General features: G+C 72.9%; 15 protein-coding genes and 1 pseudogene. All 16 read left to right on the top strand.

From position 1 onward, the window contains the following. Positions 1-730, top strand: a 730-nt coding sequence (locus TR42_RS13610; RefSeq protein ID WP_042216847.1) for a flagellar hook-length control protein FliK, incomplete at its 5' end; no start/stop codon positions are given. A 10-nt stretch (positions 731-740) separates the two neighbouring features. Next, a complete protein-coding gene (locus TR42_RS13615) occupies positions 741-1,154 on the top strand; it encodes a flagellar hook capping FlgD N-terminal domain-containing protein (RefSeq protein WP_042216849.1) in 414 nt (137 codons plus the stop codon). Between the two features lie 33 nt (positions 1,155-1,187). Continuing rightward, the gene (locus TR42_RS13620) at positions 1,188-2,393 is read left to right on the top strand and encodes a flagellar hook protein FlgE (protein ID WP_042216851.1); all 1,206 of its coding nucleotides are present in this window, start codon (positions 1,188-1,190) and stop codon (positions 2,391-2,393) included. Between the two features lie 196 nt (positions 2,394-2,589). Beyond that, entirely contained in the window at positions 2,590-2,868 is a 279-nt protein-coding gene (locus TR42_RS13625; protein WP_042216853.1) for a flagellar FlbD family protein, read from the top strand. Beyond that, the gene (locus TR42_RS13630; protein ID WP_042216854.1) at positions 2,868-3,632 is read left to right on the top strand and encodes a motility protein A; all 765 of its coding nucleotides are present in this window, start codon (positions 2,868-2,870) and stop codon (positions 3,630-3,632) included. The genes TR42_RS13625 and TR42_RS13630 overlap by 1 nt, the downstream gene beginning before the upstream one ends. Beyond that, entirely contained in the window at positions 3,629-4,558 is a 930-nt protein-coding gene (locus TR42_RS13635) for an OmpA/MotB family protein (protein ID WP_074789450.1), read from the top strand. Before TR42_RS13630 ends, TR42_RS13635 begins: the two co-directional genes overlap by 4 nt. Then, a complete protein-coding gene (locus tag TR42_RS13640) occupies positions 4,555-5,091 on the top strand; it encodes a flagellar basal body-associated FliL family protein (protein ID WP_042216856.1) in 537 nt (178 codons plus the stop codon). The genes TR42_RS13635 and TR42_RS13640 overlap by 4 nt, the downstream gene beginning before the upstream one ends. Positions 5,092-5,206: 115 nt before the next feature. Beyond that, complete coding sequence (locus TR42_RS13645) at positions 5,207-6,130, top strand: flagellar motor switch protein FliM (RefSeq protein WP_042216857.1); 924 nt, start codon at positions 5,207-5,209, stop codon at positions 6,128-6,130. After that, positions 6,127-6,822 carry a flagellar motor switch protein FliN gene (gene fliN, locus TR42_RS13650; protein WP_042216860.1) on the top strand — a complete coding sequence of 232 codons (696 nt, stop codon included), beginning with the start codon at positions 6,127-6,129 and terminating at the stop codon, positions 6,820-6,822. The genes TR42_RS13645 and fliN overlap by 4 nt, the downstream gene beginning before the upstream one ends. A gap of 1 nt (position 6,823) precedes the next feature. Next, positions 6,824-7,291 (top strand): FliO/MopB family protein, encoded by a 468-nt coding sequence (locus tag TR42_RS14490; RefSeq protein ID WP_052406156.1) that lies wholly within the window; start codon positions 6,824-6,826, stop codon positions 7,289-7,291. Beyond that, positions 7,288-8,115, top strand: coding sequence for a flagellar type III secretion system pore protein FliP (gene fliP / locus TR42_RS13660; protein ID WP_042216862.1), 828 nt, complete (start codon positions 7,288-7,290; stop codon positions 8,113-8,115). Before TR42_RS14490 ends, fliP begins: the two co-directional genes overlap by 4 nt. Next, positions 8,115-8,387: a flagellar biosynthesis protein FliQ gene (gene fliQ / locus TR42_RS13665; protein WP_042216865.1), complete on the top strand. Its 273-nt coding sequence runs from the start codon at positions 8,115-8,117 to the stop codon at positions 8,385-8,387. Before fliP ends, fliQ begins: the two co-directional genes overlap by 1 nt. A 1-nt stretch (position 8,388) precedes the next feature. Continuing rightward, positions 8,389-9,171 (top strand): flagellar biosynthetic protein FliR, encoded by a 783-nt coding sequence (locus TR42_RS13670; RefSeq protein ID WP_042216866.1) that lies wholly within the window; start codon positions 8,389-8,391, stop codon positions 9,169-9,171. 44 nt (positions 9,172-9,215) lie between these two features. Next, positions 9,216-10,136: pseudogene (locus TR42_RS13675) on the top strand (EscU/YscU/HrcU family type III secretion system export apparatus switch protein); the annotation flags it as partial. 193 nt (positions 10,137-10,329) lie between these two features. Beyond that, positions 10,330-12,387 carry a flagellar biosynthesis protein FlhA gene (locus tag TR42_RS13680; protein ID WP_042216868.1) on the top strand — a complete coding sequence of 686 codons (2,058 nt, stop codon included), beginning with the start codon at positions 10,330-10,332 and terminating at the stop codon, positions 12,385-12,387. Next, positions 12,365-13,663, top strand: a complete 1,299-nt coding sequence (locus tag TR42_RS13685) for a hypothetical protein (RefSeq protein ID WP_143058992.1) — start codon at positions 12,365-12,367, stop codon at positions 13,661-13,663. Before TR42_RS13680 ends, TR42_RS13685 begins: the two co-directional genes overlap by 23 nt. Positions 13,664-13,688: the final 25 nt, after the last annotated feature.

A 13,688-nucleotide genomic window follows, 5' to 3' on the forward strand; every position in this document is an offset into this window, starting at 1 on the left:
CGTCACCGGAGGGCTCGCCGACTCCGCCGGCGATGCGGCGACCGACGCCGAGACCCCCGTGCCCGAGCACCCCGTGGACCCCACGCTCGACCTCGATCCCGACGCCGCGGAGGCCGAGGCGGTCGCGGACCGGCTCCGCGCGGGCGGCGACCGGCCCGGCGAGGCGCTCCCCGCGGCCTCGACCGACGCGGTCCGCCCGCAGGCCGGACGTTCCGGTGAGGGCGCGGTGCCCATGGCCGTGACGGCGGCCGAGGCGACCTCGCCCGCGCAGCCCGCCGCCGCATCGTCCACCGCGACGCCGGCGCGCGAGGTGCCCGTCGCGACGCAGCTCGCGGCCCCGCTCGCGTCGCTGCGCCAGCTGCCGCAGGGCGAGCACGAGCTCCAGCTGTCGATCACCCCGGAGACCTTCGGTCCCGTGCGCGTGGTCGCCCGCATCACGCCCGACGGCGTCTCCCTCCAGCTGTTCGGCTCGACCGACGCGGGACGCGAGGCGCTGCGCGCGGCGCTGCCGGACCTGCGCCGCGACCTCGAGGCGACCGGGCTGTCCGCGGACCTCGACCTCGCCGAGGACGGCGCCTCCGGACAGGACGCCTGGAACGACGACCGGGAGGGTGCGGGCGCATCGACGCTCGCCTGGCCCGGCACCACCATCGGCGGATCCCCGGCCGCCGACCACCCGACCCCCACCCCCCTCGACACCCGCGCCGGCGGGGTCGACCTCCTCCTGTGAAAGGAACGTCATGAGCATCGACGGCGTGAGCTTCGTGTCCAGCATCAGCGCGGGCGCGACCGTGTCGACCTCCTCCCAGGAGCTCGACTCCGACGACTTCATGAACCTGCTGATGGTCCAGCTGCAGAACCAGGACCCGTCCTCGCCGATGGACACCTCGGAGATGATGACGCAGCAGACGCAGCTCGCGACGGTGTCCCAGCTCACCGCGCTCAACACGACCATGCAGGAGCAGTTCGCGCTGTCGATGCGCGTCGCCGCGCTCGGCATGCTCGGCGCGGAGGTCTCCTACACCGACGGCAGCGGCGAGGTGGTGTCCGGCACCGCCGAGTCCGCCTCGTTCGAGGGCGGTGTCCCCACCGTCACCGTGGGCGGCGAGGAGATCCCGCTCGACTACATCCTGTCCGCCACCCAGGGCGCCTGACCCGACCTTCCACCCCAGAGAAAAGGACCGCACATGCTCCGCTCGCTGTTCTCCGGCATCACGGGTCTCCGCGCCCACCAGACGATGCTCGACGTCACCGGCAACAACATCGCCAACGTCAACACCACCGGCTTCAAGTCCTCCAACGTCCAGTTCCAGGACACGCTGTCCCAGGTCCTCAGCAACGCCGGCGCGGCGCAGCAGGGGGTCGGCGGCACCAACCCGGCGCAGGTGGGCCTCGGCGTCAAGGTCGCCGGCATCTCCACCAACTTCCAGCAGGGCGCCGCGCAGCTCACCAACGTGTCGACCGACATGATGATCAACGGCGACGGCTTCTTCGTGGTCGCCTCGGGCGGGCAGCAGGCGTACACGCGCAACGGCTCCTTCTCCTTCGACGCCACGGGACAGCTGGTCTCCGCCGACGGCGCGCTGGTCCAGGGCTGGGCCGCGGACGCGTCCGGCGCGATCGACGTCAACGGTCCGCTGAGCGACCTGCGCCTGCCGGTGTCGACCCTCATGGGCGCGGCCGGCACCACCTCCGCGACGTACGAGGGCAACCTCCCGTCCGACGCGGCCGTGGGCACCGTGCTCAACCGCCAGATCGACGTGTTCGACCAGGCGGGCACGGCGCGCAGCCTCACGCTGGCCTTCACCAAGACCGCGGCGGGCTGGGACATCTCCGGCGCGGTCGCCGGCACCACGTCGGCGCAGACGGGCTCGATCGAGTTCGCGACCGACGGCTCGATCAGCGCGCTCACGCTCCCGACCTTCCCCGCGGACGCGGCGGCCGGCCTGTCCGCGATCGACGTCGACCTCACGGCCCTCACCGGCTACGCCGCGATCGAGACCGTGGCCGCGAGCGACCAGGACGGCCGCGCGGCCGGCTCGCTCACGTCCTTCGAGATCAACGGCGACGGCACCGTCATGGGCACGTTCTCCAACGGCCTCAAGCAGGCCGTCGGCCGCGTCGCGCTCGCCGCCTTCTCCAACCCCAACGGCCTGTCCAAGGCCGGCGGCTCGACCTACGAGGCGACCGTGAACTCCGGCGACGCGCAGATCGGCACCGCCGGCACCGGCGCGCGCGGCTCGATCACCGGCGGCGCGCTCGAGATGTCGAACGTCGACCTGTCCGCCGAGTTCACGAGCCTCATCGTCGCGCAGCGCGGCTTCCAGGCGAACTCGCGCATCATCTCGACCTCGGACTCGGTGCTCGAGGAACTCGTGAACCTCAAGCGCTAGCCGCACGCCTCCGCTGCGCCCCGGTGGTGCATCGGTGCACGTCTCCGGACCGGAACGTGCACCCATGCACCACCGGGGCGTTCTGCGTGCGGGCGGATGGTCCGCTTCGGCTCACATCCCCCGGACCCGCGCCGATGGGAGGGGAGAACGGCGGGACCACGGATGGGCCCGCACGACGAACCAGGATGGTGCCCTCGTGATCTCTTTGACGCGCCTCAACGGGCAGCGCTTCGCGGTCAACCCCGATCTGATCCAGCGCGCCGAGGCCACCCCCGACACCATCGTCACGCTCGTCGACGGCACGAAGCTCCTGGTCAAGGAGGGGATCGACGAGGTCGTCTCCATCGTCGACGACCACCGCGCCGCCATGGTCGCCCGCGCCATCGAGATCGCCAACGCCGAGGCGGACCTGCCGCCCACGCCGCCGCGCCACCGCAGCCGGGCGCACCTCAGCGTGCAGCCGGAGGTCGACTGATGGATCCGGCAACCTTCGTCGGCATGGCGATCGCGTTCGGCGCGATCATCGTGTCGATCTTCCTCGAGGGCTCGTCGCCCATGTCGGTGATCCTGCCGGCGCCCATGCTGCTGGTGATCGGCGGCACCATCGGCGCGGGCCTCGCGACCACCACGCTGCCCGACTTCATCGCCGGCTTCACGAGCCTCGGCCGGTACCTCACCTACAAGCGCCGCGAGCCCGGCGAGACCGTCGACCTGGTGGTGTCGCTCGCCGACCGTGCCCGCCGCGAGGGCCTGCTCGCACTCGAGGACGCCGCGCGCGACGTCGACGACGACTTCCTCCGCGACGGCCTCCAGTCCGCGATCGACGGCACCGACCCCGAGGACCTCCGCGCGATGATGGAGGCGAAGATCGACGGGCGTCGCGCCGCGGACCGCTCGGTCGCCAAGCTGTTCTCCGACATGGGCGGCTTCGCGCCCACCATCGGCATCATCGGCACCGTCGTGTCCCTGGTCCACGTGCTCGAGAACCTCGCCGACCCCTCGTCCATCGGCCACATGATCGCCGCGGCCTTCGTCGCGACCCTGTGGGGCCTGCTGTCCGCGAACCTCATCTGGCTGCCGATCGCATCGCGCGTCAAGCGCGTCTCCGAGCTCGAGACGGGTCACATGGAGCTCGCGATGGAGGGCATGCTCGCGATCCAGGCCGGCTCCGGCCCCCGCGTGGTCGACGCCCGCCTGCGCGCGCTCGTGGGCGACCCGGGCGCCAAGGAGGCCGCGTGAGCGCGAGCCGCCGGAAGGGCCACGAGGAGGAGCCGGAGAACCACGAGCGGTGGGCCGTCTCCTACGCCGACATGATGACGGTGCTGCTCGCGACCTTCATCGTGCTCTACGCGATGTCCGCGATCGACCAGGAGAAGTTCGAGGAGCTGCGGCAGTCGCTCGCGCTCGGCTTCGGCCATGAGGCGGCGTCCATCATCCCTGGTTCGACGGGGACGATGCTCGGGCTCGAGTCCTTCGAGATCGCCCCTGACTTCACCTCCGTCGCGACGGACGGCGCCGAGGGCGGCGGCCGGCCGGCGATCACCGAGGTCGCCGAGGACAACGCCGACTACCTCGCGGCCGTGCGGGAGTACGACCAGCTGAGCGACGTGCAGCGCAGGCTCCAGGAGCGCCTCGCCGAGCGCGGGCTCGCCGACAACGTCACGTTCCAGATCGACGATCGCGGCCTCGTGGTCGGCCTGGTCGGCTCGAACGTGTTCTTCGCCGCCGACACCGCCGAGCTGACCAAGGTCGCGCGCCGCGTGGTCGACACCCTCGCGGGCCCGCTGCGCCACGAGAGCCGCGAGCTGTCGATCGAGGGCCACGCCAACACCCTCCCGTCGAGCAACTTCGCCTCGAACTGGGAGCTGTCGAGCGAGCGCGCGACCCGCGTGCTGCGACGCTTCGTCGAGTCCGGGGGGATCCCCGGCGACCAGATCTCCGCGACCGGCTTCGGCGACGCGCGCCCGCTGATCGACGGGAAGGCCGAGGACGCGATCGAGGGCAACCGCCGCGTCGACATCGTGGTCCGCTCGTCGGCGTCGGACGAGGTCAGGGCGCTGCTGCCCGAGATCGACGCGGCGCTCGAGGCCGGCACCGTCACCCCCCAGGAGCTGCGCGACCGGATCGCGGCGGCCGAGGCCCAGAAGGAGGCAGCAGACCTATGAGCACCGAGACCCGTGTGATGGCGCCCAAGGGGAAGATCGGCATGCGGCCGCCGGGCGCGGGCGCGCCGCAGCCCCCCGCGCAGGCGCCCGAGCCCGAGCAGCCCAAGCGCAAGGGCGGCCGCCTGCCGAGCGTGATCATCGGCCTGCTGATCGTGGTGCTCGCCGCCGGCGCGTACTGGTTCCTCGCCGGACCCGGCGCGAGCACCGACGCGGCCGAGGGTGCCGAGGCGGAGGTCGAGGAGCACCACGAGCTGGGCGACGTGCAGATCGTCGAGTCCGTGTCGCTCAACCTCGAGGGCGGCCACTACCTGCGGATCGGCCTCGGGCTGCAGCTGGGTGCCGATGCGCACGGCGAGGTGGACGAGGCGAAGGCGCTCGACGCCGCGATCGCGCTGTTCTCGGGCCTCAACCAGGACGAGCTCATGGAAGAGGCGGTGCGCGCGCACCTCAAGGAGGAGCTCGCGCACGAGCTCGAGGAGCTGTACGAGGGCGAGGTGCTCGGCGTCTACTACACCGACTTCGTCACGCAGTAGCAGGTGACGCGCCTCCCCGCACGCCGGGGAGACGTTCATCACATCCTGTGCGTAGCGGAGAGCGCTTCGCGGGCATAACGCTCACATCGGATCGTCCGGCGACGATGTGGCCCGCGTGACTCCGCAGACCTCCGCTCGGCGCAAGCGTGGCTCGGGCGTGCCCGCGCTCTACGACTTCCGCCAGCCGATGACCCTCACGCGCGAGCATGCGCGTGCGCTCGAGGTGGGCCTCCAGGGCTTCGCGCGCCAGTGGGGCACCCTCCTGACGTCGCGCCTCGGCACCCTCACCACCGTGAGCCTCGAGAGCATCGACATCGCGACGTACGGCGACCACATCGACTCGCTGCCCGGCTCCACCACCGGCATCGTGATGCAGCTGGACCCGAGCCGCACCCCCGCGCTGCTGCAGATCCCCACGGACGTCACCATGACGCTGGTCGACTGCATGCTCGGCGGACCCGCGATGGACCTCGACCTGCCCTTCCGCGAGCTCACCGAGATCGAGTGGAAGCTCATGAGCGACATGCTCGAGTACGCGTGCAACGACCTCGCGTACGGGCTGGCCTCGGTCGGCTCCCTCACCTTCTCGGTGAGGTCGGTGAAGTACAACCCCGGCTTCATGCAGCTCCTCGCGGCCTCGGACCAGGTGCTCGTCGCCCGCTTCGAGCTCAGCGTCGGCCCCGTCACCGGGCCCCTCACGCTCATGCTGGTGGCCGAGCCCGTCCTCGCGATGCTCCGCACGCAGGACGCGCAGGAGGGCCGCACCCCCGAGGAGCAGCGCGAGCACGAGGAGGCCGTCGCGCAGCTGTCCGACCGCATGGGCGAGGTGCCCCTGCCGGTCTCCGTCCGGTTCGCCGGGCGCGAGATGACCGCCGCCGCCGTGAGCGCGCTCGAAGTCGGCTCGGTGGTGCCCCTCGGGCACCGCGCCGACAGCCCGCTCGAGGTCGTCGTCGGAGACGTCGTCCTGGCCCACGCCGCCATCGGCGCCAACGGAACCCGCGCCGCCTGTCTTGTCGTCGCGACCGAGGAGGAAGCATGACCACCCTGACCACCGCCGGCGCGGCAGCCGAGCAGCTCGCCGCCCAGCTCCCCAGCGCCACGCCGCTCACGGTCGCGCCGCTCGACGCCGCGCTCGCGCCCGCCGCCGACGCCGCGTGCGTCCGCGCGCACTTCGTCGGCGCGACCAGCGCCGACCTCATGGTCGTGGCGGACGATGCGGTCGCCGCCGCGCTCGCCGCCGCCGGCGACGGCGTGTCCGCCGCGGAGATCCTGCGCCCCGCCCTCGAGGCCGCGGCCTCGACCCTCGGCGCGGGCGTGCTCGACACCGCGCGCTCCGAGCCTCTCGGCGACGCGCTCGCGGACGCCGAGACCGAGGCCTACGCGCTCGTCGACGCCGCGGGCACCCCCCAGGCGTGGTTCGCCATGCGGGTCCGGGCCGCGGCCGCCGCGCCCACGGTGCCCGCCTCGTCGGACCCCGCCGCGCAGCGCGCCCGCATGCGCGTCCTCCAGGACGTGGAGCTGGTCCTCACCGCGGAGATCGGTCGCACCCGCCTCCCCATGCGCCAGGTGCTCGACCTGGTCCCCGGGACGGTCCTCGAGCTCGACCGCAACGCGGGCGCGCCCGCCGACGTCATGGTCAACGGCCGCCTGGTCGCGCGCGGCGAGGTCGTCGTGATCGACGAGGACTACGGCATCCGCATCTCCGAGATCGTCTCGGACGGCGCCATCTGACATGGACGCCTTCCTGCTCGTGCTGCGCGTCGGCCTGTCGCTGGGCGCCGTGCTCGGACTGCTGTGGTGGCTGTCGCGCCGCCTCCAGTCCGGCGGCCGGGCGCAGCGTCGCGAGGCCCTCGCGGTGCTGGGGCGTCAGCCCCTCACCAAGCGCAGCGGCGTCGCCCTGATCGAGGTGGCAGGACGCCGCCTCGTGGTGGGCTACGCCGACGAGGGCGTCTCGCTCCTGCACGATGCGGGCGAGGCGCCTGAGCCCGAGCCCGAGCCTGAGGCCTCGGACTTCGAGGCCGACCTCGCACGGGCGCTCGGCGACCAACCGGGCCTCCCCGCAGAACCTGCCCACCCGACGCCGGCCCGGATGGCCGACGTCCGAGGGCAGCGCTCACCACTCGACGGATCGATCCTCGCGCCCGACACGTGGCGCAAGGCCGTGGTGGCGCTGCAAGATCGGACCATCCGTCGTTCATGAACCGAGTCGCGCTCGGGGTCCGCCCGCGGACCGTCGCGCGGACGATGCTCGTCATCGTCGCGCTTGCGCTCACCCTGCTCGCCGCCGCGCCCGCCTACGCGGCCCCCATCGATCCCTCGGACCCGTCCTCGCCGGTCGAGCCCACCGCGCCCGCGCTCGAGCCCTCGGTGGGCCTGGGCATCTACGGCACCGACGGCACGCCGTCCAGCTCGCTCGTGGTGCTGCTCGCGATCACCGTGCTCTCGGTCGCGCCGTCGCTGCTGCTGCTCACCACGGCCTTCACCAAGATCCTCGTGGTCCTCGGCCTCACCCGTAACGCTCTGGGCCTCCAGTCGACGCCGCCGTCGCAGGTGCTCGCGGGGCTCGCGCTGTTCCTGTCGATGTTCGTGATGGCGCCCGTGCTGTCGGAGATGAACGACCTGGGCGTGCAGCCCTACCTCGCCGGCGACATGACCTTCACCGACGGGCTCGCCGCCGCGATCGAGCCGCTGCGCGAGTTCATGCTCGCGCACACCCGCGAGTCGGACATCGCGCTCATGACCCGCGCGGCGGACGCGGCGAACCCCGCCACCGCGGCCGAGGTGCCCATGACCACGCTCATGCCGGCCTTCATGCTGTCGGAGCTCAGGGCCGCGTTCATCATCGGCTTCGTCATCTTCGTGCCGTTCCTCGTCATCGACCTCGTGGTCTCGAGCGCGCTCATGTCGATGGGCATGATGATGCTCCCGCCGGTGATGATCTCGCTGCCGTTCAAGCTTCTGCTCTTCGTGCTGGTCGACGGCTGGACGCTCATCATCTCCGCGCTCGTCGGGAGCTACGGCTGATGGACACCTCGGCCGTCCTCAACATCGGGCTCGACGCGCTGCTGCTCGCGGCGAAGCTGTCCGCGCCCATGCTCGTCACCGCGCTCGTCGTCGGCTTCACCATCTCGCTGTTCCAGTCCGTCACCCAGATCCAGGAGGCCACGCTCTCCTTCGTCCCCAAGGCCGTCGGGGTGGCGATCGCGCTGCTCATCTGCGGCCACTGGATGATCCAGGAGGCCGTGGGCTTCACCGAGGCGCTCTTCGAGCTGCTGCCGTCGCTGCTGGACGGCTGACATGGACCTCACGTTCGATCTCGGGGTCGTCGAGACGACGATGCTCGTGAGCGTGCGGATGCTCGCGTTCCTCGTGGTGTCGCCCCCGTTCCACGTGAGCACCTTCCCCGGCACCGTCAAGGTCGCGCTGTCGCTCGGTCTCGCGCTCGCGGTGGGGCCGGCCGCGGTCGCCCGCGCCGGGATCGTGCCGGGCGAGATGCTCGTCACCGGCGGCGCCGCGTTCATCGGCGCCGTGGTCCTCGAGGCCTTCGTGGGGCTCGCGCTCGGCTTCCTGGTCCGGCTGGTCTTCGCGGCCGTGCAGACCGCCGGCGGGCTCATCGACCTCTTCGGCGGCTTCGAGGTCGCCGCCGCGCTCGACCCGACCAGCGGCACCCACGGCGCGCAGTTCAACCGCTTCTACTCGATGGCCGCGCTCGCGCTCCTGTTCGCCTCGGACGGCCACCAGCTGCTCCTCATGGGCATCGTCCGCTCCTTCGACGCGCTGCCGCTCGGCTCCGGCATCGACCTGGCCGTGCTGGGCCAGCTCATGACGACCGGCGCGGCGCAGATGATGATCGGCGCGCTGCAGATCGCCGGACCCCTCATCGCGGTGCTCTTCCTCACCGACGTGGGCCTGGGCCTGCTCACGCGCGTCGCGCCCGCGCTCAACGCCTTCGCGCTGGGCTTCCCCCTCAAGATCCTCGTGACCCTGTCGCTCGGGTCGATCGCCTTCCTCGCGCTGCCGGCCGTCATCAGCTCGCTCACCGACCGTGCGACCGACCTCATGGGCGGGGGTGCGTGGTGAGCAAGGACAGCGGCGAGAAGACCGAGCAGGCCACACCGCAGCGGATGAAGAAGCTGCGGCGGGAGGGCTCGCTGCAGCGCTCGCAGGACCTCTCGGCGTGGCTGGTCATCGGCTCGGTGGTGGTGGTGCTGCCGCTCGTGATCTCGCAGGGCGGCGAGTCCGCGCACGCCCAGCTCGCCCGCGTCGACGCGATCGCGGCGGCGCCGGACCCGCTCGTCGCGGCCGAGATGCTGGGCGACGCGCTGCTGTCGATCCTCACGACGCTCGGGCCGGCCCTCGCCGTCGCGGTGATCGCCGCCATCGCGGCGGCCGCCGCGCAGGGCGGCATCCGCTTCGCCCCGAAGAAGCTCAAGCCCACGGTCAAGCACTTCAGCCCCAAGGAGGGGGCGAAGAAGCTGTTCGGCGGCCAGGCCTGGTGGAACGGCGCCAAGGCCGCGCTCAAGGCCGCCGCGATCGGCGTGGTCCTCTACCTCGTGGTCCAAGGCGTGGTGCCGGTGCTCATCGGCTCCGGCGTGCACTCGCTGCAGGCCACGCTCGACATCGCGATCGACGGCGCGATGACGCTGGTGCGCACCGCCGTCATCGCCGGCTTCGTGCTCGCGGGCCTCGACGCGCTCGTGGTGATGAAGCGCAACCGCAAGCAGACGCGCATGTCCAAGAAGGAGATCAAGGACGAGCACAAGCAGGCCGAGGGCGACCCGCACATCAAGGGTCAGCGCCGCCAGCGCCAGATCGAGATGAGCCGCAACCGCATGATGGCGGAGGTGGCCAACGCCGACGTGGTGATGGTCAACCCCACCCACGTCGCGGTCGCGCTGCGCTACGAGCCCGGCACCGGTGCGCCGCGCGTCATCGCGAAGGGCCGCGGCCACATCGCCGCCCGCATCCGCGAGAAGGCCGCCGAGGCGCAGGTGCCGATGGTGCAGGACGTCCCGCTCGCGCGCGCGCTCCACGACGCCTGCGAGGTGGGCCAGGAGATCCCGGCGCACCTTTACGCGGCCGTCGCGCGCGTGCTCGCCTTCGTCATGGCGCTCAAGCGCCGCGGGGCCGCCACCGGCCTCCACCGCGACCCCGAGGCCGAGGCGGTGCCCTCGTGATCTCGACCGCTCCCCTTCCCGCCGCCCGCCGCGGCACCCGCCCCCTCGAGGAGGTATCCCAGTGAAGTCCGGACTCACCGCGCTCGGCGTGCCCGTCGGCGTCGTCGGCATCGTCCTGCTGCTCGTCGTGCCGCTGCCCGCCGCCATGCTCGACTTCCTCATCGTCTTCAACATCGCGATGGCCCTGGTGGTGCTGCTCACGTCGATGTACGTGAAGCGGCCGCTCGACTTCTCGGTGTTCCCGTCGCTGCTGCTGGTGCTCACGCTGTTCCGCCTCGGACTCAACGTGGCGTCGACGCGCCTGGTGCTCCGCGACGGCTACGCGGGCGAGGCGATCGGGGCCTTCGGCAACATCGTGGTGGGCGGCTCGCTGGTCATCGGCCTGGTGATCTTCCTCATCCTCGTGGTGATCCAGTTCGCGGTCATCACCAACGGTGCGGGACGCGTCGCGGAGGTCGGAGCGCGCTTCACGCTGGACGCGATGCCCGGCAAGCAGATGGCGATCGACGCGGACCTCAACTCCGGCCTCATCGATGAGGACACCGCCCGCAAGCGGCGCGCCGAGGTCGCTGCGGAGGCCGACTTCTACGGCGCGATGGACGGTGGCTCGAAGTTCGTCAAGGGCGACGCGATCGCGGGAATCATCATCACGATCGTCAACCTCATCGGCGGCTTCGCGGTCGGCATGATGCAGATGGACCTGTCGCCGCAGGAGTCCATCGAGAAGTTCTCGATGCTCACCATCGGCGACGGCCTCGTGTCGCAGATCCCGGCGCTGCTGCTGTCGGTGTCCACGGGTCTCATCGTCACCCGCGCGACCGCCTCGGCGGACATGGGCACCGCGACCAGCACGCAGCTCACACAGTCCCGCGTCGCGCTGCTCATCGCGGGCGCGGCGTCGATCGCGCTCGCGCTGGTGCCCGGCCTGCCCAAGCTGCCCTTCGTGGTCGCGGGCGCCGCGCTGCTCATCGCGGGCCAGCGTGCCGGCGCGCGCGACCGCGCCCTCGCCGCCGAGGCGGCGGAGCTGCCCGCGGTCGCGGGACCCGGCGCCCCCGAGCCCGACTCCCCCGAGGCGCTCATGGAGCAGATGCGCGTGCACGCCCTCGAGATCCAGCTCGCGCCCGACCTCGTGGACCTGGTGGGCGGCGGCTCCGAGCAGGACCTGCTCGCGCGCGTCCGCGGGCTGCGCCGCAAGGTCGCGATGGACCTGGGACTGGTGATCCCTCCGGTGCGCACGCGCGACTCCGTGGATCTGCCGCGGTCGACGTACGTGGTGAAGATCGCCGGCGTCGAGGTGGGCCGTGGCGAGGCGCCGCAGGGCAGGCTGCTGGCGCTCGGCGACCATCTCGACCATCTCCCCGGCTCCCCGGTGCGCGAGCCGGTCTTCGGCCTCTCGGGCCGCTGGATCCCCGCCGAGTCCCGCGCTCAGGCGGAGCTCGCCGGCGCGACCGTGGTCGACCGGGTGTCGGTGCTCGTCACGCACCTCGGCTCGATCATCACCGCCAACGCGCCGCGCCTGCTCAGCCGCGAGGACGTGCGCATCCTCGTCGACGGGGTCAAGCAGCTCGACCGCGCCGTGGTCGACGAGCTCATCCCGAGCCTCCTGTCGCTCGGCGAGGTCCAGCGCGTGCTGCACGGGCTGCTCGCGGAGCGCGTGTCCATCCGCGACCTCCCGCGCATCCTCGAGGGCCTCACGCTGCGCGCCAAGGTCGCGACGGATCCGGAGGGCCTCGTCGAGGCCGCGCGCACGTCGCTCGGCCCCGCGATCGCGGCGCCCTACGCCGAGGACGGCGTGCTGCGCGTGCTCACGCTCGATCCGCTGCTCGAGCAGCACCTGGTCGAGCAGCGCCGTCCGGGCGACGACGGCATGGTCCTCGCGGTGGACCCCGATCGCCTCGAGCGCATGCTCGCGTCGCTGCGCCGTCGCCTCGCCGAGGTCGAGCGTGCGGGGCACGATGCCGTGGTGGCGTGCGCGCCGGTGCTCCGGCCCGCGCTGCGCAGGACGGTCGCGACCACGTTGCCGCTGGTCCCCGTGCTCTCGTACTCCGAGGTCACGTGCGCCCCCGTCCAGGTCGAGGCCGTGGGGGTGGTGAGCGATGCCGCGCAGGTTGCTGCTTGAGGGGACCGACCCGCACGAGCTGCTGGTCCGCGCCCGCGACGCGTACGGCGACGACGTCACCGTCGCGCAGGCCGAGCGCGTGCGCGGCCGCGGGGTCAGGGGCATGCTCGGCAAGGACGCCTACGTCCTCACGGTCGAGGTGCCGGACGAGGCCGCGGTGCGGCCCGCCGTGTCCGGCGTCCGTGACGCCTCCGCGGATGCGGACGACGAGATCGCGGACGTGGCCGCCGTGAGCCGCGAGCTGCGGGCCTCCGTGACCCGCGAGCCCGCCGCGGCGCTCGCGGCCGCGCTTCCGTCGCCGCAGTCGAGCGACGAGTTCGGCGCGCTGCTCGCGCGCCTCGCCCACGGGCTCGACGCGCACGGCGGGGACGATGCGCCCGTCGCCGAGGAGGCGCCTCCGGCTCCGCCCGCGGCCTCGCAGACCTCGGCGCCGGCCCTGAACCCGCAGCCCGCCCCTCAGGTGGTGCCGGCCGCAGCCGCGTCCGCTTCCGTGGCCGCGGTCGCGCCCGCCGCCGGCAGCGAGCCTCGCGCGTTCGTCCCCGCGCGCTTCCCCGTCGCGGATCCCGGCACGTCCGTGATCGCGCGACGCATCCGGCGGGGCAATGCTCACGCGGCCGTCGTCGAGGACCCCCGCGTCGAGGACCTGCTCGCGCTGGGCGTCCCGGACCGGCTGCTCGAGGGCGAGGATGGACGCGTCGCGCTGTCCGCGCTGGTACGCCGCCTCGACCCGGTGCCGGCGCTCGCGGCCGGCGACCTGCTCGTGGTGGTCGGCGACCCGGAGCGGTCGCTCGCGGTGGCCTGCCAGGTCGCGCGGTGGCACGGCGCGCCCGAGACCTCCGTGCTGCTCGCCGGCGACGCCCCCGCGGCCACGGGGCATGGGCGCCGCATCCGCAGCGCCGCATCGGCCCGGACCATGGGTGCGCGCGCGGTCACGGGGACCGCGGGGCACGGCCCCGCGGTGGTGGCGCTCGGGCTCGGCCCCGACACGGACGAGGCGCGCGCCGCCGCGCTGCTCGAGGGCTTCGCTCCGCGCGCGTGCTGGGCGGCGACCGCGGCCTCCGGCCCCCAGGACCCGGTGCTCGACGCGCTCGAGGCGCTCGGACGCATCGACGCGGCCGCCCTCGACGGGGTCGCGGCGCTGCGCGAGCCCGGCCGCGCGCTCGCGGGACCCCTGCCGGTCGCGTGGGTCGACGGGCTTCCCGCCACCCCGGTGATGTGGGCGACGCGGCTCGACGCGGCGCTCGCCGCGCGACACGCCACGAGGCCCATGCGCTGACCTCGATGCGCCCGGTGCGTGCACG

It is taken from the genome of Demequina mangrovi (genome assembly GCF_000759715.1).
Taxonomy (GTDB): Bacteria; Actinomycetota; Actinomycetes; order Actinomycetales; family Demequinaceae; genus Demequina; species Demequina mangrovi.

What these genes read in the sequence shown, in the direction of transcription:
- TR42_RS13615 (WP_042216849.1), top strand. Translation starts at nt 741, where the DNA reads ATGAGCATCGACGGCGTGAGCTTCGTGTCCAGCATCAGCGCGGGCGCG.
- TR42_RS13620 (WP_042216851.1), top strand. Translation starts at nt 1,188, where the DNA reads ATGCTCCGCTCGCTGTTCTCCGGCATCACGGGTCTCCGCGCCCACCAG.
- TR42_RS13630 (WP_042216854.1), top strand. Translation starts at nt 2,868, where the DNA reads ATGGATCCGGCAACCTTCGTCGGCATGGCGATCGCGTTCGGCGCGATC.
- TR42_RS13640 (WP_042216856.1), top strand. Translation starts at nt 4,555, where the DNA reads ATGAGCACCGAGACCCGTGTGATGGCGCCCAAGGGGAAGATCGGCATG.
- fliN (WP_042216860.1), top strand. Translation starts at nt 6,127, where the DNA reads ATGACCACCCTGACCACCGCCGGCGCGGCAGCCGAGCAGCTCGCCGCC.
- TR42_RS14490 (WP_052406156.1), top strand. Translation starts at nt 6,824, where the DNA reads ATGGACGCCTTCCTGCTCGTGCTGCGCGTCGGCCTGTCGCTGGGCGCC.
- fliP (WP_042216862.1), top strand. Translation starts at nt 7,288, where the DNA reads ATGAACCGAGTCGCGCTCGGGGTCCGCCCGCGGACCGTCGCGCGGACG.
- fliQ (WP_042216865.1), top strand. Translation starts at nt 8,115, where the DNA reads ATGGACACCTCGGCCGTCCTCAACATCGGGCTCGACGCGCTGCTGCTC.
- TR42_RS13670 (WP_042216866.1), top strand. Translation starts at nt 8,389, where the DNA reads ATGGACCTCACGTTCGATCTCGGGGTCGTCGAGACGACGATGCTCGTG.
- TR42_RS13685 (WP_143058992.1), top strand. Translation starts at nt 12,365, where the DNA reads ATGCCGCGCAGGTTGCTGCTTGAGGGGACCGACCCGCACGAGCTGCTG.